Here is a 17,058-nt window from a genome sequence, read left to right as displayed (position 1 = left end):
CCATGCGGATTCGAGTACAGCGCACGGGAGGCTTCGCGGGCATCGGACGGTCGGCGGAGGTGGACACCGCCGGCCTGGCCGACGCGACCGAGTGGCACGGTCTGGCCGAGACCGTCCTCAGGGAGGGCGGGGGAGACGGCCGGGCCGTGCCGGACGGCTTCTCGTACGAGATCACGATCGACGGCAGGACGATCCACTGCTGCGACCCGGACCTCACGGAGACGCAGCGGGCCCTGATCACGAGGGTCCTGAAGGAAGGCGCCTAGCCAGGCGCCTGGCCAGGGGGTGTCTCGCCGCTCAGGCCGGAGGCCCGGCTGCCTAGAAGCCCAGCCTGCGGAGCTGCTTGGGGTCCCGCTGCCAGTCCTTCGCGACCTTCACGTGGAGGTCGAGGAAGACCGGGGTCCCGAGCAGGGCCTCGATGTGCTTGCGGGACTTCATGCCGACCTCCTTGAGGCGGCTGCCCTTCGGGCCGATGATGATGCCCTTCTGGCTGGGGCGCTCGATGAACACATTGGCGTGGATGTCGAGCAGCGGGCGGTCCGCGGGGCGGCCCTCGCGGGGGATCATCTCCTCCACGACCACCGCGATGGAGTGCGGCAGCTCGTCCCGTACGCCTTCGAGCGCGGCCTCGCGGATCAGCTCGGCGACCATGACCTGCTCGGGCTCGTCGGTGAGGTCGCCCTCGGGGTAGAGCGGCGGGGACTCCGGCAGCAGCGGGATGAGCAGGTCGGCGACGAGCTGCACCTGCTTGTCGCCGACGGCGGAGACGGGCACGATCTGGGCCCACTCGATGCCGAGCTCCTTGCCGAGCTGGTCGACGGCGATCAGCTGCTCGGCGAGGGTCTTGGAGTCGACCAGGTCGGTCTTGGTGACGATGGCGACCTTCGGCGTCTTCCGGATCTCGGCGAGCTCCTTGGCGATGAACCGGTCGCCGGGGCCGAGCTTCTGGTCGGCGGGCAGGCAGAAGCCGATGACGTCGACCTCGGCCCAGGTGGTGCGGACGACGTCGTTGAGCCGCTCGCCGAGCAGGGTGCGCGGCTTGTGGAGGCCGGGGGTGTCGACCAGGATCAGCTGGGCGTCCGGGCGGTGCACGATGCCGCGCACGGTGTGCCGGGTGGTCTGGGGCCGGTTGGAGGTGATCGCCACCTTCTGGCCGACCAGAGCGTTCGTCAGGGTGGACTTGCCCGCGTTGGGTCGCCCGACGAAGCAGGCGAAGCCCGCCCGGTGGGGGGCGGTGTTCTCATCGGTCTCAGGGGTGCGAACGCTCATGGGGGCCATTGTCCCCGATGAGCGCCCGCCTCACGTACTCAGTGCCCGCCGTCGGCGCAGCCGCAGGGCGAGGACGCCGCCGGCGGCGCCGGTGACGAGGACGGCCAGCGGCAGCCAGGGCAGCGCCAGGAAGGAGACGCGGCCGGTCTCGCGGACGTCCTTGGCGGTCGCGGTGAGGGTCACGTCACCCCAGTCGAGCTGCGGCGATCCCGTCCACCGCGCGGTGAGCCGGATCTTCTGCCGGGGCAGCAGCTCGGCGGGCAGCCGGTCCAGGTCACGGGAGAGCAGGGTGCGGCCGAAGAGGCCGCGGGCGGTGAGGGCGACCTTGGGGCTGAGGGTGACGTTGCCGCGGTTGTGCAGGGTGTAGGAGACGACGGCGCTGCTGGTGCGGGTGCCGGGGACGAGCGGCCGGTCCTGGCTGAGGGTGACGTCCTCGACGGACAGGGCGGGGACGGTGGGGCCGCCGACCCGCAGGTAGACCCGGGCGCCGACCGCCCGTTGCACGCCGAGCGCGACGGAGCCTCCCGCGCCCTTGGCGATCCGTTCGTCGAGGGCGACGACGGCGCCGGGATGGTCGCCGGGCTCGGCGTCGGCGGGGACGGTGAGGGTGTACGGCACGGTGACGGCGGAACGCGCGGGGACGGTGACCCGGTCGCGGGCGGGCCTGATCCAGGCGCCGGCGCCGGTCTGCTTCTCCTGCCGGGTGCGGACGGCGAAGCCGCCGTCGCGTTCGGTGTTGTAGGCGTCGGCGCCGTACAGGAGGAAGGTGAGCGGTGCGGCGGTCTTGTTGGCGACGGTGACCTCGTCGGTGACGGTGGTCCCGGGATCGGCGGAGAGGTAGAAGTACGGGCGGCTGCCGAGCCGCGACGCGGCCGGATAGACGGCCCACTCGCCGTTCTCGGCGGCGGAGGCGGGCGCGGCGGCGGGCAGCTGGCCCAGCAGCGCCAGGGCGGTGCACAGGAGGAGGACGTACAGCGTGCGCACGGGTGCGGACCCCTTGAGGTAGGTGGCGGGCCGGCCGGGTGCGCGCCCGGCCCGCTGGACGGTCAGGCCCAGTGAGGCCTGGTCTGCCTTGTCCGGTCTGGCCTGGTCAGGACAGCGTCAGCGTGAGCACGCCCGCGTACGAGCCCGGCGCGGTGAACGCGGGGACGTCGAGGGACAGGCCCGCGTCGACGGTGAACTCGCCGCCGGTGAGGGTGCCGTTGGGCGTGGAGGCGAGGGTCGCGCCGGTGCTGCCGACGGCGCCCGCGCTGCCGGGCACGCAGGTGCTGGGGCTGCCGGGCTTGGTCGTGCAGGCCGGCGTCCAGCTGAGCTTGCCGGCCCCGATGGCCCCGCCGGGGCCGGTGAAGTCGGTGACCTTGCCGGTCAGGGACCAGCCCGCGGGGCCGCCGCGGAAGTCCTTGACCGTCACCGTCTTCAGCGCGCCGGTGGCCGCGCCGCCCTGCCCGAAGTCGACGGCCGAGAGTGCGACGGCGTCTCCGGCCTGGGTCATCGACAGCTCGCCGGCCCTGACCGACGCGGTGACCTTCTGGCTGTTCGGCGGGGCCGGGGTGTCGTCGATGACCTGGTACGCGACGGGGCCCGCGCCCTTGCCGGGGTCCCATGCCGCGCCCTCGTACGCCACGATCCCGGTGGTCGCCAGGTCGCTGACCCTCAGGCGTGCGGCGAAGCCGCCCTGGCTGTCCGTGGTGACCGTCATCCGGTCGGCGGTCTCGGCCGCTCCGGCCCGGCCGACGACGGTGACCTCGGTGAGCGGCGTGAACTTGCTGCCGGTGACGGTGACCCGGACTCCGGGTGCGCCGGAGGCGTTGTCGAGCTGCAGGGCCCGCTCGTTGGCGCCGGGCTGGGCCGTGGCGGTGACCGTTTCGGAGACGGGCGCGGGCGGGTTGGTCACGGTGCAGGGCGTGTCCAGCTCCATGATGTAGCTGGTGTGGATGTTGTAGTCGCCGGGCGAGAGGTCGATCGCGCCGGGCGCGGTGACCGTGAAGGTGCCCTTCATCGAGAAGGGCGGGAAGGCGCCCTTGCCGGGGACGGGCGGGTTCTTCTTCTCTCCCGTGACGGTGACGGAGCCGGTCTGGGCGCCGCCGAGGGTGACCTTGCCGCTCGGGGTCATGATGTCGGCCGGGAGGGCCAGGTCGACCGGGTTGGAGGCGGCGGGCTTGGTGACCGTGTAGGTGACGGTGACCGTGTCGCCGACCTTGGGCGCCGGGTTGTCGACCGTGATCTCGGCGGTGGTGGTGCCGTCGATGGGCGGGATGCCGGCGATCGGCGGCGGGATGCAGTGGGTGGCGAACTCCACGGCCTTGGAGGCGGTGGTGAGTGCGCCGGCCGGCGCGGCGAACGCGCCGCCCGCAGTGAGCGCGAGCGCGGTGGCGCCGAGGGCGGCGGTCCAGCGACGCCGTCTTCGGGCCGCCGCGCGGCTTCGGGTCTGTGCCATGTGGGTCCCCTCCTGAGGGATGAGAGGGCGCCATTGACGGCTGCGGGCCGAGAGAAGTCAATGGAATCGAAATGCACCGACTGATGACCCATCAGATACTGTCAAGATCGGCGAGCGCGACGACGTTTCCCCAGGTCAAGCCCGTTCGGACGCGGCGGGACGGAGCGACGGCACAGCAAGGACCGGTACCGCCCCCGGCGGTACCGGCCGGCCGTGCGGGAAGGGCTCAGCTGAACACGAAGGGCCCGGGCGACTGCGAGGTGAGCGCGTCGCAGTTCACCGTGACGCCGAAGATCACCATCTTGAGCGCGGTGCCCGCGAAGTAGGAGTTGAGGCTGTCGCCGGAGGCGACCGTCCCACTGAGCGGGCCGATGGTGACGGCCTGGTTCGCGGCGAGCGGCGGGTTCTTCCGGCCCGTGAAGACCCGGGTGCCGCCGGCGCCGTTGGCCATCGTCAGCGTGGCGTTGATCTGGTCGGCGCCGACCGCGATCGGCGTCTTCACCGCGGAGGTGAGCGTGATGGTCGCGGCGGTGCCGCTCTGCGTGGCGGTGAGCGTGGCACCGCCGCCGCCCCACGACCCGCAGTCGTACGTGGCCGTCGCCGAACCCGGCGACACCGCGGCGGCGCCGGGCGCGAGGACGAGACCGGCGGCGGCGAGGGCTCCGGAGAGCACCGCGACGATCCCTAAGCTGCTTCTGCTTCTCATGGCGAGGTCGAACCCCTTCCGTTTCCGATGACGAACGCAGGGGTGCGGACACTGCGTCAGGGAACTCCGCGAGAAGGGCGGAGAACTGACGGTCCGTCGGACCGGTCGCTGCTATTGACGCGCATTCTTCACAAGAGCACAAGGCCCGTGCGGGAGCGGTACCACGAGGGCCCGGCGCGTGGTCCACGCGCCGGGCCCCGGGCTTCGTACGTCATGGGCGTACGGGCGGTTCAGCCCGCCGTGACCGCCACCCGCAGCCGCCCGTCGGGCCCGGCGAGCAGCACCGGGGTCTCCGGCCCGCCCAGGTCCCGCACGGCCGCGCGGTCCTCGTCGGACGCGGCCTCCGCGGTGGAGACCACGGCCGCGGCCTCCAGCGACTGCGCGCCGCTGGCCACGGCCATGGCGACGGCGGTCTGCAGCGCGCTCAGCTTGAGCGACTCGAGGGCGACGGTCCCGGCGACGTACGTCCGACCGGTCTCGTCCCGTACCGCGGCGCCCTCCGCGACCCCGTTGCGGGCGCGGGCGCTGCGCGCCAGCGTGATGATCTTGAGGTCCTCGGCGCCGAGGTCGTCGTGCTCGCGGTTGATTGTCATGATCCGAGGATAGGTCGGGACGGGGCTCAGCCCTGGGCGGCCTTGGCGAACTTGTCGGTGGCGAGCTTGGAGAGGGTGGGGAAGTCCTTCTTGGCGGTGGCGGCGTCCGCGAGGTGCAGGAAGCGGAGGACACCGGTGCCCTGGCGGGCGACGAACACGTTCGGCTCGATCTTCATGCCGGGCGCGACCTCGATCGCGGCCACGAAGGCGTGCGCCTCCTCGACGCCCTGCGGGGCGGTGAGCTTCGTCAGCGTGATCTTCCACTGGGAGCCCTCCACCTCGGTGGTGAAGCCGGTGCAGCTCTCCAGGGCGGTGCCGATCTTCTTGGTGAAGTCGGCCGCGCCGGTACCGGGGAAGGTCGCGGTCGCCTCGTCGATCTCGGAGTCGTTGTTGCCCATGCTGAAGCCGGCTTCGCCACCCTCGGTGCCGCCGTCGAGCTTCCCGCTCATCAGATCGGCGATCGGCGCGCACTCGGGCTTGTCGGCCTTGTACACGGTGTCGTCGTCCTCGGCCTTGCTGGCCTTCCAGCCGGACGGCAGGTCCTTCAGCTCCAGGAGACCGGCCTTCATCTGGGCGGCGGTCAGCGGCGTGGCCGGCGCCTCGGAGGTGGGCGCGGCGGAGGTCGTCGCGCCGGCGGCCGGCTTGTCGGCGCCGTCCTTCTTGGCGTCGTCCTTCGCCCCGCCACCGCACGCGGCGGTCAGCGAGAGCGCGGAGACGGCGAGGGCGGCGGCCAGGCCGCGGCTGATGCGAGTACGCATGGTGAACTGCCTCTTGGGGGTGGGTGAATGAGCGGAAAACGCCTGGTCACCGAGTCGACGACCGAACGGCGAGGAGAATATACGGGGCCGCTGACAAGCTCCTGTCACCGGCCCGGTCCCAGGGCGCCCGCGGGGCCGGACGTCAGCCCGCCACCGGATACATCGCCCCGCGCCGCCCCTCCGGCGACGTCAGCCATTCCAGCTTCGCCGCCGTGTCGGCCTCGGGGAGCGGGGTGTGCAGCACGATCACCAGGTCGGGACGGGCCGGTACGCGGAGCTGGGTGGCCTCCACGTGCAGGGGCCCGACCAGGGGATGGTCCAGGATCTTGCGGGTCTGGCCGCCCGGCATGATGTCCCGCCGCTCCCACAGCTCCGTGAACTCGGCGCTGGCCGCCTTCGCCTCCTCGACGACCGCCCGGAAGCCGTCGTCGTCCGGGCTCTCCGAGCAGGCCGCCCGGAACTGGGCGACGACCTTGGGCGCCAGCTCCGCCCAGTCGTTCGACCGGGCGCGGTAGATCGGGTCGGTGAAGAACGAGATCAGGCAGTTCTGGACGATCTCCGGCCGCATCCCGAGGACGAAGGACGCCGCGTCGTTGTACATGACCGTGTTCCAGTAGGCGTCCATGATGTGCGCCGGGAACGGCATCCACGCGTCGATCAGCCGCCGCAGCCCGTGGCACATGTCCGCCGACCGCGGATCGACCTCCGGCGCGGGCGGGTTGAGGCCCGCGAGGACGTACAGATGGCGCCGCTCGGCGGGGCTCAGCCGCAGCACCCGCGCGACGGAGTCGAGCACCTGCGGCGAGACGGTGATGTCGCGCCCCTGCTCCAGCCACTGGTACCAGGAGACCCCGACGCCGGCGAGGACGGCGACCTCCTCGCGGCGCAGCCCCGGCGTGCGGCGCCGGGCGCCGCCCTCGGGCAGGCCGGCCTCGGCGGGCGTCACCCGGGCCCTGCGGCTCATCAGGAACTCGCGCAGTTCGGCCAGCCGGTGGGCCTTGCCGTCGGTACTCTCCAGTGCCGTGGCCACGTGTGCTTCCTCCCCCTGGATGCATGGTGGTGCCTGGTGGTGCGACCAACAGGATAAGTTCCCGCTCCCCACGGACATTCCCGCGCCACGAGAGTCGTGGCCATGGCAACCGTCACCTCCCCCGAGACCTCCCCGGACAAGACCGCCCCGGTCGCTCCCGCTCCCCCGACGCCCACCGCCCCGGCCGCTCCCGCGCTCACCGGCCGCGCCCGCCTCATCCTCATCGTCCTGTGCGCCGCCCAGTTCATGGTGTCGCTGGACTTCTCCGTTTTGAACGTGGCCCTTCCCGTGCTCGGCGCCGACCTCGGCCTCAGCACCTCCGCCCTCCAGTGGGCGGTCACCGCCTTCGCCCTGCCGTCCGGCGGCTTCCTGCTGCTCTCCGGCCGGATCGGCGACCTGTACGGACGCAAGAAGCTGTTCCTCGCGGGCCTCGCGCTCTTCGGCGCCGCCTCGCTGCTCGCCACCTTCGCCTGGAGCCCGGCCGCCTTCCTCACCGGCCGCGCCCTGCAGGGTCTGGGAGCGGCGGCGATCGTGCCGACCGGCATGGCGCTGCTGACCACGACCTTCCCGGAGGGTCCGCAGCGCGACCGGGCGCTCGGCATCTCCGGCACCATCCTGTCGCTGGGCTTCACCGTCGGCATGGTCCTGGGCGGCGTCATGACCGACACGTTCGGCTGGCGCTCCACCATGGGCCTGCTCGCCCTGTTCAGCGCGCTCGTGCTGCCCTTCGCCCCGCGCCTGCTGCCCGAGTCCCGCACCCCCGAGCGGCCCCGCCTCGACGTGCCGGGCGCGGTGACCGTCACCGGCGGTCTGCTGTCCCTGATCTACGCCCTGTCGACGGCGGCCCAGCGCGGCTTCGGCGGCGCGGACGTCCTGGTCACCCTGGTGGCGGGCGTGGCGCTGCTGGTGGTCTTCGTGGTCGTCGAGTCGCGGCACGAGGCCCCGCTGGTGTCGCTCCCGATGCTGAAGCGGCGCACGGTCGCCTTCGGCAACCTGGGCGGGCTCGTCACCTTCGCGATGATGTCGACGGTCGTCTTCGTCCTGACCCTGTACCTGCAGGAGACGCTGGGCCTGTCCGGCTTCCAGACCGGTCTGGTCTTCGGCGTCCAGGGCCTGCTGTCGATCCTCGCCGGCTCCTTCGCCGCCAGGGTGATCGGCCGGATCGGCGCCCGCCGCACCCTGGTCCTCGGCCTCACCGGCCAGGGCGCGCTGACCGCCGGGCTGCTGGCCGTCGGCTCGGACTCCGGCGCCGTCCTGGCGACGGTCGTGGTCTCGCTGGCCTCCATGTGCCACCTGGCCGCGATCATCTCGTACGGCGTGACCGTCACCTCCGGCGTACCGGACGAGGAGCAGGGGCTGGCCACCGGTCTGGTGACCACGACGCAGCAGGTCGGCCTCACCGTCGGCATCCCGCTGCTCGGCGTCCTCGCCACGACCGGCGACAGCCTGTACGGCGGCGTGCGCACGGTGCTGGCGCTTGACGCGGCGATCGTCCTGGCGACGGCCGCCCTGGTCGCGCTCGGCCTGCGGGTCCGCCGGACAGCCGCCGGGTGAGCTACGGCCGGTCGAGACGGAGCCGTACCGCCTTCGGCAGGCCGGCGACGACGAGGTCGTACGAGTCCTCGACGAGCTCCCGGACCATCCGGTCCGGGAGCTCCGGCACGGTCACGGTGTTCCAGTGCCGCTTGTTCATGTGGTAGCCGGGCGCGATCGCGGGGTACTCCTCGCGGAGTCGTACGGCGTCCTCCGGGTCGCACTTGAGGTTGACGCTCAGCGGCTCGGCGTCCAGCCACGACAGCGCGAACATCTTTCCGGCGACCTTGAACACCGAGACGTCCGGGCCGAACGGGAACTCCTCCGTCGCGTCGTTGAAGTCCAGGCAGAACGCGCGCAGCTGGTCGGGCGTCACCTCTCTGCCTCCTCCTCGCCGGTCTTGCCGAGCGGTTCGACGAGCACCGTCACGATCTTGTTCCGGCGGCCGGCCGGGGACTCGGCGGTCAGTCGCAGGCTCCGCCCGTCGGGCAGCTCGACGACGGCGTTGGCGCCGGCGATCGGCACCCGGCCGAGGGCCTTGGCGAGCAGTCCGCCGACGGTCTCCACGTCCTCGTCGTCGTACTCGTCGGGGCCGAAGCCGTAGAGCTCGCCGAGGTCGCCGATGTCGAGGCGGGCGGTGACCCGGTAGCGGTCCTCGCCGAGTTCCTCGACGGGCGGCAGCTCCCGGTCGTACTCGTCGGTGATCTCGCCGACGATCTCCTCGAGGATGTCCTCGATGGTGACGATGCCGGCCGTGCCGCCGTACTCGTCGATGACGACGGCGACGTGGTTGCGTTCCTGCTGCATCTCGCGCAGCAGGTCGCCCGCGTTCTTGGTGTCGGGCACGAAGGCCGCCGGACGCATGGTCGTGGAGACCACGTCCGCCTCGGCGTCCCGGTTGATGTGCGTCTTGCGGACCAGGTCCTTCAGATACACGATGCCGACGATGTCGTCCTCGTTCTCGCCGGTGACCGGGATGCGCGAGAAGCCGGAGCGCAGGGCCAGGGTGAGGGCCTGACGGACGGTCTTGTAGCGCTCGATGCAGACGAGGTCGGTGCGCGGCACCATCACCTCGCGCACCAGGGTGTCGCCGAGCTCGAAGACCGAGTGCACCATGCGGCGCTCCTCGTCCTCGATCAGCGACTCCTGCTCGGCGAGGTCGACCATGGCCCGCAGCTCGGCCTCGGACGCGAACGGGCCCTTGCGGAAGCCCTTGCCGGGCGTCAGCGCGTTGCCGATGAGGATGAGGAGCTGCGGGATCGGGCCCATGACCCGGGCCAGCGGCAGCAGCACGTACGCGGCGGCGGTCGCCGTGTTCAGCGGGTGCTGGCGTCCGATGGTGCGCGGCGAGACGCCGACGGCGACGTACGAGACGAGCACCATCACGACGATCGCGACGAGCAGCGCCTGCCAGGTCTCGGAGAACTCCTCCAGGCAGGCGTACGTGACGAGGACGCCGGCCGCCATCTCGCAGGCGACGCGGACGAGCAGCGCCACGTTGAGGTAGCGGGTCGGGTCGGAGGCGACCTGCGTCAGTTTCTCGGCGCCGCGCCGCCCGGACCGCAGGGCCTCGGCGGCGCGGAAGGCGGAGACGCGGGCGATGCCCGCCTCGGCGCAGGCGGCGAGCCAGGCGACGATGACGAGGGCGACGGCCCCCAGGATCAGTTGTGCGCTCATGACCGGCCGGGGGTCAGGAGACGGTCGGCGCCGGCGACGGGCCGGTCAGGCCCTGCTCCGCGCGCCAGCCGTCCACGATGGCGGCCTGGAGGCCGAACATCTCGGCCTTCTCGTCCGGCTCCTCGTGGTCGTAGCCGAGCAGGTGCAGCACTCCGTGGACGGTGAGGAGCTGGAGCTCCTCGTCCATGGAGTGCCGCGTCGGGGCGTCCTCGCCCTGCTTCTTGGCGACCTCGGGGCAGAGCACGATGTCGCCGAGGAGCCCCTGCGGGGGCTCCTCGTCGTCCTTCGACGGCGGGCGCAGCTCGTCCATCGGGAAGGACATGACGTCGGTGGGGCCCGGCAGGTCCATCCACTGGATGTGGAGCTGCTCCATCGCCTCCGCGTCCACGACGATCACCGAGAGCTCGGAGAGCGGGTGGATGCGCATGCGCGCGAGCGCGTAGCGGGCGATGTCGAGGATCGCCTGCTCGTCGACCTCGGTGCCGGACTCGTTGTTGACGTCGATCGACATGTGCGGTTGCTTCTACTTCCCGTTGCGGCTCTCGCGACGGCCGTCGTTGCGGCTGTCGTACTTCTCGTACGCGTCGACGATACGGCCGACGAGCTTGTGCCGTACGACATCCTGCGACGTGAGCAGGGAGAAGTGCACGTCCTGGACCCCGTCCAGGATCTCCCGGACCTGACGGAGACCGCTCTTCGTGCCGCCGGGGAGGTCGACCTGGGTGATGTCACCGGTGATGACGATCTTCGAGTCGAAGCCGAGGCGGGTGAGGAACATCTTCATCTGCTCGGGGTTCGTGTTCTGCGCCTCGTCGAGGATGATGAACGCGTCGTTGAGCGTCCGGCCGCGCATGTACGCGAGCGGCGCGACCTCGATCGTCCCGTTCGCCATGAGCTTGGGGATCGAGTCGGGGTCGAGCATGTCGTGCAGCGCGTCGTAGAGCGGACGCAGATACGGGTCGATCTTCTCGTAGAGCGTGCCGGGCAGGAAGCCGAGCCGCTCGCCCGCCTCGACGGCCGGCCGGGTCAGGATGATCCGGGTGACCTGCTTGGACTGCAGGGCCTGGACCGCCTTGGCCATGGCCAGATACGTCTTGCCGGTGCCGGCGGGGCCGATGCCGAAGACGATCGTGTGCTTGTCGATGGCGTCGACGTAGCGCTTCTGGTTCAGCGTCTTGGGGCGGATGGTCCGGCCGCGGCTGGAGAGGATGTTCTGGGTGAGCACCTCGGAGGGCGTCTCGACCGCCGCTTCCTCGTTCTCCTCACGCAGCATCGCGATCGAACGTTCCACGGCATCCTCCGTCATCGGCTGACCGGTGCGGAGCACCAGCATCATCTCGTCGAACAGGCGCTGGATGACGGCGACTTCCCGCGCGTCACCGACCGCGCTGATCTCGTTTCCCCGTACGTGGATGTCCGTCGACGGGAACGCGTCCTCGATCACGCGCAGCAGGGAGTCGCCGGAACCGAGCACCATGACCATCGGGTGCTTGGCGGGGACCGTGAACTGGGCGCGTGCCTGCCCCGGCGCAAGGGCGTGGGCTGTGGGTGTCTGAGTCATGGGCCGGCACTGTGGCCTGCACATACCTCCTGTTGCAGGGTTCTCGCTGCTCGACAACCTCTCGGGTACCAAGCCTACGACTCGCCCCGGACATCGCCGAAGCCTTTTACCGGGAAGGGCCCGGGGCCTCCCGGCCGGGCGGCGGGCGCCGGCCTCCCGGTCAGGTGGCGGGCGCGGGCCGGAAGCCGATCGTCGGGACCGCGCGCCGCAGCGGCCAGGGGCGGGCCGGGCGGTCCCGGAGCAGCCGCTCAAGGAAGGCGTAGCGGTCGCGCAGGGCGGCCGGATCCTGGCACTCGTGGCCCTGGACGTGCTGCCACCAGGCGGCGATCTCGCCCCAGGTCGGCGCGGACAGCGAGCCGCCGAACTCCTGCACGGAGAGCGCGGCGGTGAGTCCGGCGAAGGCGAGCCGGTCGGCGAGCGGCCAGCCGGCGAGCGTGCCGGTGACGAATCCGGCGACGAAGACGTCGCCGGCCCCGGTGGGATCGAGGGCGGAGACCTGGATGGCGGGCACCTCGGCGGTCTCGCCGGTGGCGCCGTCGACGGCGTAGGCGCCCTCGGAACCGAGCGTGACGACGGCGTACCGCACCTTGTCGGCGAGCGCGCGGGCGGCGGCGCGGGGGCAGTCGGTGCGGGTGTACCGCATCGCCTCGGCGGCGTTGGGCAGGAAGGCCTCGCAGTGCTGGAGGTCGGCGAGCCCGGCGAGGTCCCAGCGCCCGGTGTCGTCCCAGCCGACGTCGGCGAAGACCTTGGCGCCGCCGCGGGCCGCCCTGGCGACCCACTCCTCGCTGCGCCCGGGCACCAAGGAGGCGACGGCGGCGCGGGCGTGCGGCGGGTAGGCGGGCAGGGCGCCGTCGAGGGGCGGGGCGGCGTGACCGTGCGACACCATGGTGCGCTCGCCCTCGTAGGCCATCGAGACGGTCACGGGCGAGTGCCAGCCCGGCACGGTCCGCGAGAGCGAGAGGTCGATCCCCTCGCCCTGTTCGAGGGCGTCCCAGCAGTACTCGCCGTAGTGGTCGTCGCCGAACGCGGCGGCGAGCGAGGTGCGCAGGCCGAGGCGGGCGAGGGCGGTGGCCATGTTGGCGACGCCGCCGGGGCTGGAGCCCATGCCGCGGGCCCAGGACTCGGTCCCGCGCACGGGGGCGGAGTCGAGGCCGGTGAAGATGATGTCGAGGAAGACGGTGCCGGTGAGGAAGACGTCGCACTCGGGGTCGGTGGGCTCGCGCAGGCACACCAGGGGGTCGACGTCGGTGTCGCGTTCGGTCACGGCAGGCTCCCCGGTCGTGGTGCGGCGGATCGGCACGTGGTGCTGATCCGGACAGTGTGCCCGAAGGGGGCGGTGAGACGGGCCTGACGCAACGAGATCGCCACGTAATACCCGCAGAATCCCGCCCCAAACCGATCGTGACCCATATCACAGACCGAATCGGGGGAATCAGGGGACAAACACCTTCTCCGCCCACTCGGATGCTTGATACACATGGTGCCGCGACCCCGTGGATCACCGGGCGCCGTCTCATTTCCCCGTTCAGTTCCTGGAACGCCCATGCCGTCGCGCCGCCCGCGTGCCCTGGGGGCGCTCGTCGCTCTCGTCGCCCTCTTCACGGCCGGTTACGTCGCCCCGTACCTGCTGCCCACGGTCGTCGGACGGCTGTCCGCCGGTCTCGGCCTCGGTCCCTCCACAGCCGGTCTGATCGGCTCGATCCTGCTCCTCGGCTCTGCCTCGGCGGGCTTCACGCTGGCCGCACGCGTCGAGCGGACCGGCCCCCGCCGGGCCGCCCGCCTCGGCCTCGCGCTCATGATCCTCGGCTACGGCACGGCCGCGGCGACCGGCCTCGTCCCCCTCGTCGTCGCGGGCGCGGTCGTCGGCGGCTTCGGCTCCGGCACGGCGACGGCGGTGGCAGCGGCGGGCATCGCGGGCCGCCCGGACCCCCACCGCGCCTCGGCCCTCGGCCTGCTGTCGGTCTCGGCGACGGCCGGAGCGCTCTACCTGACCCTGCCGCACCTGGGCGGCGGCCACGCGCTGCCGTTCGCGGCGATCGCGGCCGTGGCCGTCGTGGTGGCACCGTCGACGAGGTGGCTGCCGGACGGCACACGATCCTCCGCGCACGCCCGGACCGCCGACGACGCGCCGCTCCCCCACCGCGGCGCCGGAACCGTCCTGGCCGCCGCCATCCTGTGCTGGTCCATGGCCCAGAACGCGCTGTGGGGCGTCAGCGGCCGGATCGGCCTGACGCAGGCGGGCCTGTCCGAGGTCGCGCTCGGGATGGTGTTCGCCGTGGCGCTCGGCGCCGGGCTGCTCGGCGTCATCGGGGCGGGCGCCCTGGGCGCACGGCTCGGCCGGGCGGTGCCGATCGGCGCGGGCACGGCGCTGATCGCGGGCTGCGTGCTGCTGAGCTCGGCCGCCGAGGGACCGGTGTCCTTCGCGACCGGCGAGATCGCGTGGAACGCGGTCTACCCGGTCGTGCTCTCCTACCTCCTCGGCCTCGCCGCCTCGCTCGACCCGCGCGGCCGCTGGGCCGTCCTGGTCGGCTCGGCCTCCTCGCTGGGCGTGGCCTGCGGCCCGGTCACCGGCAGCGTCCTGTCGGAGGCGGCCGGCTACCCGGGCATGGGCGCGGTCCTCTGCGCCCTGCTCCTCCTGGTCGCCGTACCCATGACCGCCGTCGCCCGCCACGCCTCCGGCCGCCCGCTGGTCCCCGGCTCCGTCCGCCGCCGCGGCGGCGCACCCGCCGCGGTCCTCGCCGCGACGACCCCGCCGAGCGCCCTGGTGCCCCAGATCGGCGCCCCGGAACAGGAGATCACCCCGATCCCGGTCCCCGCCCCCGACCGCCGCCCGAAGTCCACCTTCCACCTGGCCCGCCCGACGGACCGCGCGTAACGACGCCCATCCGGCCCGCCGACGGAGGCGCGGGGCCCGCGGGCCACATCCAGCCCCGCCGGCGCTTGAGGCGCGGGGGGGTCCGGGGCGGAGCCCCGGTTCGGGAAGGGGCGGGGTGGGGAATGGCCCGCCGCAGGCGCCCCGCCTGCGCTCGGCCCGCGCCTACGCTCCGCCCGCGCCGAACTCGTACGCCTCGACCTCCGCCAGGTACCGCTCCCGCCGCGCCTCGTCGTCCTCCAGGAAGGACGCCAGGAACGAGTTCCGGGCGAGCGTCCTCAGGTCCTCGGGGCCGAGCCCCAACGCCTCCCGCACCGCGTCGAAGTTGTCGCCCGCGTAACCGCCGAAGTACGCCGGATCGTCGGAGTTGACCGTCGCCACGAGCCCGGCCTCCAGCATCGACCGCAGCGGGTGCGACTCGAGCACGTCGACCGCCCGCAGCCGCACGTTCGACAACGGACACAGCGTCAGCGGCACCCGCTCGCGGACCAGGCGCTCGACCAGCGACGGGTCCTCCAGGCAGCGCAGGCCGTGGTCGACGCGCTCGACGCCCAGCACGTCGAGCGCCTCGCGGATGTACTCCGCCGGGCCTTCCTCGCCCGCGTGGGCGACCCGCCGCAGACCGAGCCGCGCGGCCTCCGCGTACACCTCGCGGAACTTCGCCGGCGGATGCCCGACCTCCGCGGAGTCCAGGCCGACCCCGGTGATGCGGTCGAGATACGGCTTCGCGGCGTCCAGCGTGGCCATCGCCGACTCGGCCGGCTCGTCGCGCAGGAAGCACATGATGAGCCGGGTGGAGATCCCGTGCCGTTCCTCCGCGCGGTCGAGCGCCGCGCCGAGCCCCTCCACGACCACGCCCATCGGGACGCCCCGCGCGATGTGCGCCTGCGGGTCGAAGAAGATCTCGGCGTGCCGCACGCCCTGTCGCGCCGCGCGCGCCAGGTACGCGTCGGCGAGTTCCGTGAAGTCGTCCGCGGTGCGCAGCACCGCCAGCACGCCGTAGTACAGGTCCAGGAAGGACTGCAGGTCGCTGAAGCGGTAGGCCTCGCGCAGCGCCGCCGTGTCGGCGTACGGCAGCGTCACGCCGTTGCGCGCGGCGAGCGCGAAGGCCAGCTCGGGTTCGAGGGTGCCTTCGATGTGGAGGTGAAGTTCGGCCTTGGGTACAGGCATGGTTCTCGGTCTGTCTGTGCGTGGGGTACGGGAGGCTGTCGGGAGGCTGTCGGGGGCTATCTCTTCGGTACGGGGACCCTCATCAGGTCCTGCGCGATGCTCAGTTCCCCCTCGAACCCGGCGGCCCGCGCCTGCCGCTCGAACTCCTCCGGGTCCGCGTACCGCTGCGAGAAGTGCGTCAGGACGAGGTGCCGCACGCCCGCGTCCCGGGCCACGGCCGCGGCCTGGCCGGCCGTCAGGTGTCCGTGGTCCACGGCGAGCTGGACGTCCTCGTCGAGGAAGGTCGACTCGATGACGAGCATGTCCGCGCCCTCGGCGAGCGCGTACACCCCGTCGCACAGCCGGGTGTCCATGACGAACGCGAACCGCTGCCCGCGCCGCACCTCGCTCACGTCCTCCAGCGTGACGCCGTTCAGGGCGCCCTCCCGCTGGAGCCGGCCCACGTCGGGGCCCGCGATGCCGTGCGCGGCCAGCCGCTCGGGCAGGAGGCGGCGCCCGTCGGGCTCGGTCAGCCGGTAGCCGTACGACTCCACGGGGTGGGACAGCCGGCGCGCGTCGAGCGTGAACGCGCCGGTGACGGCCAGCGGCCCGTCGGCCGCCACCGGCGCCTCGGTCAGCTTCACCGTCTCGCGGTAGGCCGTCGCGTACCGCAGCCGCTCGAAGAAACGCTGCCCGCTCGCCGGGTAGTGCGCGGTGACCTGGTGCGGCACCTGGTCGAGGTTGATCCGCTGGATCACCCCGGCCAGGCCGAGCGAGTGGTCGCCGTGGAAGTGCGTGACGCAGATCCGGTTCAGGTCGTGCGCCGCGACCCCGGCCCTGAGCATCTGCCGCTGGGTGCCCTCACCGGGGTCGAAGAGGATGCCGTGGCCGTCCCAGCGCAGCAGATAGCCGTTGTGGTTGCGGTGCCGGGTCGGGACCTGGCTGGCCGTGCCGAGGACGACCAGTTCGCGTACGGACAAGGGTTCTGACTCCGTCCGGTCCGTCCGGGTTACCCGGGCGGCCAGTTGAGGCCACGGCCGCCGAGAACGTGCGCGTGGGCGTGGAAGACGGTCTGACCGGCGCCGGTGCCCGTGTTGAACACGATCCGGAACCCGCTGCCGTCGACCTTCTCCTGCGCCGCGACCTCGCCGGCCTCACGCAGTATGTCGGCGGCCACGGTCGGCGCGGCGGCGGCGAGGGAGGCGGCGTCCGGGTAGTGCAGGCGCGGGATGACGAGGACGTGCGTCGGCGCCTGCGGGTTGATGTCGCGGAACGCGACGGTCGTCTCCGTCGCGCGCACGATCGTCGCCGGGACCTCCCCCTCCGCGATCTTGCAGAACAGGCAGTCGCTCTGCGGCTCTCCGGCCATGGCCCGGGCCTCCTCGCCTCCGTCGATCATCAGTACACGCGCATGCTATCGGTGCGGTCGGACAGCGCTCAGGACCACCGTCCCGGCCACGTCCGGCCGGCGTC

At 72.5% G+C, this 17,058-nt stretch carries 18 protein-coding genes; 3 read left to right on the top strand and 15 right to left on the bottom strand.

Going from position 1 to position 17,058, the window contains the following annotated elements; genetic code table 11:
- Positions 1-2: 2 nt before the first annotated feature.
- Positions 3-266 carry a protealysin inhibitor emfourin gene (locus tag ACFWJO_RS04135; protein ID WP_386863264.1) on the top strand — a complete coding sequence of 88 codons (264 nt, stop codon included), beginning with the start codon at positions 3-5 and terminating at the stop codon, positions 264-266.
- Between the two features lie 52 nt (positions 267-318).
- Here the strand turns inward: ACFWJO_RS04135 and era are convergent, their stop codons facing one another.
- The 7 genes from era to ACFWJO_RS04100 all read right to left on the bottom strand — a co-directional run bounded on the left by era (position 319) and on the right by ACFWJO_RS04100 (position 6,793).
- Positions 319-1,278, bottom strand: coding sequence for a GTPase Era (era, locus tag ACFWJO_RS04130; protein WP_384416801.1), 960 nt, complete (start codon positions 1,276-1,278; stop codon positions 319-321).
- A 21-nt stretch (positions 1,279-1,299) separates the two neighbouring features.
- The gene (locus ACFWJO_RS04125; protein WP_386863263.1) at positions 1,300-2,253 is read right to left on the bottom strand and encodes a WxL protein peptidoglycan domain-containing protein; all 954 of its coding nucleotides are present in this window, start codon (positions 2,251-2,253) and stop codon (positions 1,300-1,302) included.
- A 106-nt stretch (positions 2,254-2,359) separates the two neighbouring features.
- Positions 2,360-3,706 (bottom strand): beta-xylosidase, encoded by a 1,347-nt coding sequence (locus ACFWJO_RS04120; RefSeq protein WP_386863262.1) that lies wholly within the window; start codon positions 3,704-3,706, stop codon positions 2,360-2,362.
- 226 nt (positions 3,707-3,932) lie between these two features.
- Positions 3,933-4,412 (bottom strand): hypothetical protein, encoded by a 480-nt coding sequence (locus tag ACFWJO_RS04115; protein ID WP_386863261.1) that lies wholly within the window; start codon positions 4,410-4,412, stop codon positions 3,933-3,935.
- Positions 4,413-4,642: 230 nt separating this feature from the next.
- The gene (locus tag ACFWJO_RS04110; RefSeq protein WP_384416789.1) at positions 4,643-5,005 is read right to left on the bottom strand and encodes a cytidine deaminase; all 363 of its coding nucleotides are present in this window, start codon (positions 5,003-5,005) and stop codon (positions 4,643-4,645) included.
- A 26-nt stretch (positions 5,006-5,031) separates the two neighbouring features.
- On the bottom strand, positions 5,032-5,763 hold the full coding sequence (locus ACFWJO_RS04105) for a hypothetical protein (RefSeq protein ID WP_386863260.1): 732 nt from the start codon (positions 5,761-5,763) through the stop codon (positions 5,032-5,034).
- Positions 5,764-5,905: 142 nt separating this feature from the next.
- On the bottom strand, positions 5,906-6,793 hold the full coding sequence (locus tag ACFWJO_RS04100; protein WP_386863259.1) for a helix-turn-helix transcriptional regulator: 888 nt from the start codon (positions 6,791-6,793) through the stop codon (positions 5,906-5,908).
- A 102-nt stretch (positions 6,794-6,895) separates the two neighbouring features.
- On the opposite strand from ACFWJO_RS04100, the gene ACFWJO_RS04095 reads away from it, so the two are divergent.
- Positions 6,896-8,347 carry an MFS transporter gene (locus ACFWJO_RS04095; RefSeq protein ID WP_386863258.1) on the top strand — a complete coding sequence of 484 codons (1,452 nt, stop codon included), beginning with the start codon at positions 6,896-6,898 and terminating at the stop codon, positions 8,345-8,347.
- A gap of 1 nt (position 8,348) precedes the next feature.
- Here ACFWJO_RS04095 and ACFWJO_RS04090 read toward each other — a convergent pair whose 3' ends face one another.
- The 5 genes from ACFWJO_RS04090 to ACFWJO_RS04070 all read right to left on the bottom strand — a co-directional run bounded on the left by ACFWJO_RS04090 (position 8,349) and on the right by ACFWJO_RS04070 (position 12,828).
- Positions 8,349-8,702, bottom strand: a complete 354-nt coding sequence (locus ACFWJO_RS04090; protein WP_386863257.1) for an MmcQ/YjbR family DNA-binding protein — start codon at positions 8,700-8,702, stop codon at positions 8,349-8,351.
- On the bottom strand, positions 8,699-10,003 hold the full coding sequence (locus ACFWJO_RS04085) for a hemolysin family protein (RefSeq protein WP_386863256.1): 1,305 nt from the start codon (positions 10,001-10,003) through the stop codon (positions 8,699-8,701). The genes ACFWJO_RS04090 and ACFWJO_RS04085 overlap by 4 nt, the downstream gene beginning before the upstream one ends.
- 13 nt (positions 10,004-10,016) lie before the next feature.
- Entirely contained in the window at positions 10,017-10,514 is a 498-nt protein-coding gene (gene ybeY, locus ACFWJO_RS04080; protein WP_356067895.1) for an rRNA maturation RNase YbeY, read from the bottom strand.
- Positions 10,515-10,526: 12 nt separating this feature from the next.
- Positions 10,527-11,564, bottom strand: a complete 1,038-nt coding sequence (locus ACFWJO_RS04075; RefSeq protein ID WP_386863255.1) for a PhoH family protein — start codon at positions 11,562-11,564, stop codon at positions 10,527-10,529.
- A 160-nt stretch (positions 11,565-11,724) separates the two neighbouring features.
- Positions 11,725-12,828: a carbohydrate kinase family protein gene (locus ACFWJO_RS04070; RefSeq protein ID WP_386863254.1), complete on the bottom strand. Its 1,104-nt coding sequence runs from the start codon at positions 12,826-12,828 to the stop codon at positions 11,725-11,727.
- 279 nt (positions 12,829-13,107) lie between these two features.
- On the opposite strand from ACFWJO_RS04070, the gene ACFWJO_RS04065 reads away from it, so the two are divergent.
- Positions 13,108-14,439, top strand: a complete 1,332-nt coding sequence (locus ACFWJO_RS04065) for an MFS transporter (protein ID WP_386863253.1) — start codon at positions 13,108-13,110, stop codon at positions 14,437-14,439.
- A 162-nt stretch (positions 14,440-14,601) separates the two neighbouring features.
- On the opposite strand, the gene ACFWJO_RS04060 is transcribed toward ACFWJO_RS04065, so the two are convergent.
- Genes ACFWJO_RS04060 through ACFWJO_RS04050 form a run of 3 tightly spaced genes read right to left on the bottom strand, consistent with a single transcriptional unit; the run spans position 14,602 to position 16,954 of the window.
- Positions 14,602-15,606, bottom strand: a complete 1,005-nt coding sequence (locus ACFWJO_RS04060) for an adenosine deaminase (RefSeq protein ID WP_386863252.1) — start codon at positions 15,604-15,606, stop codon at positions 14,602-14,604.
- 56 nt (positions 15,607-15,662) lie between these two features.
- On the bottom strand, positions 15,663-16,565 hold the full coding sequence (locus tag ACFWJO_RS04055; RefSeq protein ID WP_386863251.1) for a ribonuclease Z: 903 nt from the start codon (positions 16,563-16,565) through the stop codon (positions 15,663-15,665).
- Between the two features lie 29 nt (positions 16,566-16,594).
- Positions 16,595-16,954, bottom strand: coding sequence for a histidine triad nucleotide-binding protein (locus tag ACFWJO_RS04050; protein ID WP_386863321.1), 360 nt, complete (start codon positions 16,952-16,954; stop codon positions 16,595-16,597).
- Positions 16,955-17,058: the final 104 nt, after the last annotated feature.

Origin of the sequence: Streptomyces sp. NPDC127092, from assembly GCF_042722475.1 — a bacterium.
GTDB lineage: Bacteria > Actinomycetota > Actinomycetes > Streptomycetales > Streptomycetaceae > Streptomyces.
The sequence above is the reverse complement of the archived record's forward strand: the minus strand, read 5'-3'. Positions and strand labels throughout refer to the sequence as shown.

Coding starts and splice junctions, on each gene's coding strand:
- ACFWJO_RS04135 (WP_386863264.1), top strand. CDS start 3: ATGCGGATTCGAGTACAGCGCACGGGAGGCTTCGCGGGCATCGGACGG.
- era (WP_384416801.1), bottom strand. CDS start 1,278: ATGGCCCCCATGAGCGTTCGCACCCCTGAGACCGATGAGAACACCGCC.
- ACFWJO_RS04120 (WP_386863262.1), bottom strand. CDS start 3,706: ATGGCACAGACCCGAAGCCGCGCGGCGGCCCGAAGACGGCGTCGCTGG.
- ACFWJO_RS04115 (WP_386863261.1), bottom strand. CDS start 4,412: ATGAGAAGCAGAAGCAGCTTAGGGATCGTCGCGGTGCTCTCCGGAGCC.
- ACFWJO_RS04110 (WP_384416789.1), bottom strand. CDS start 5,005: ATGACAATCAACCGCGAGCACGACGACCTCGGCGCCGAGGACCTCAAG.
- ACFWJO_RS04105 (WP_386863260.1), bottom strand. CDS start 5,763: ATGCGTACTCGCATCAGCCGCGGCCTGGCCGCCGCCCTCGCCGTCTCC.
- ACFWJO_RS04095 (WP_386863258.1), top strand. CDS start 6,896: ATGGCAACCGTCACCTCCCCCGAGACCTCCCCGGACAAGACCGCCCCG.
- ACFWJO_RS04085 (WP_386863256.1), bottom strand. CDS start 10,003: ATGAGCGCACAACTGATCCTGGGGGCCGTCGCCCTCGTCATCGTCGCC.
- ybeY (WP_356067895.1), bottom strand. CDS start 10,514: ATGTCGATCGACGTCAACAACGAGTCCGGCACCGAGGTCGACGAGCAG.
- ACFWJO_RS04075 (WP_386863255.1), bottom strand. CDS start 11,564: ATGACTCAGACACCCACAGCCCACGCCCTTGCGCCGGGGCAGGCACGC.
- ACFWJO_RS04065 (WP_386863253.1), top strand. CDS start 13,108: ATGCCGTCGCGCCGCCCGCGTGCCCTGGGGGCGCTCGTCGCTCTCGTC.
- ACFWJO_RS04060 (WP_386863252.1), bottom strand. CDS start 15,606: ATGCCTGTACCCAAGGCCGAACTTCACCTCCACATCGAAGGCACCCTC.
- ACFWJO_RS04050 (WP_386863321.1), bottom strand. CDS start 16,954: ATGGCCGGAGAGCCGCAGAGCGACTGCCTGTTCTGCAAGATCGCGGAG.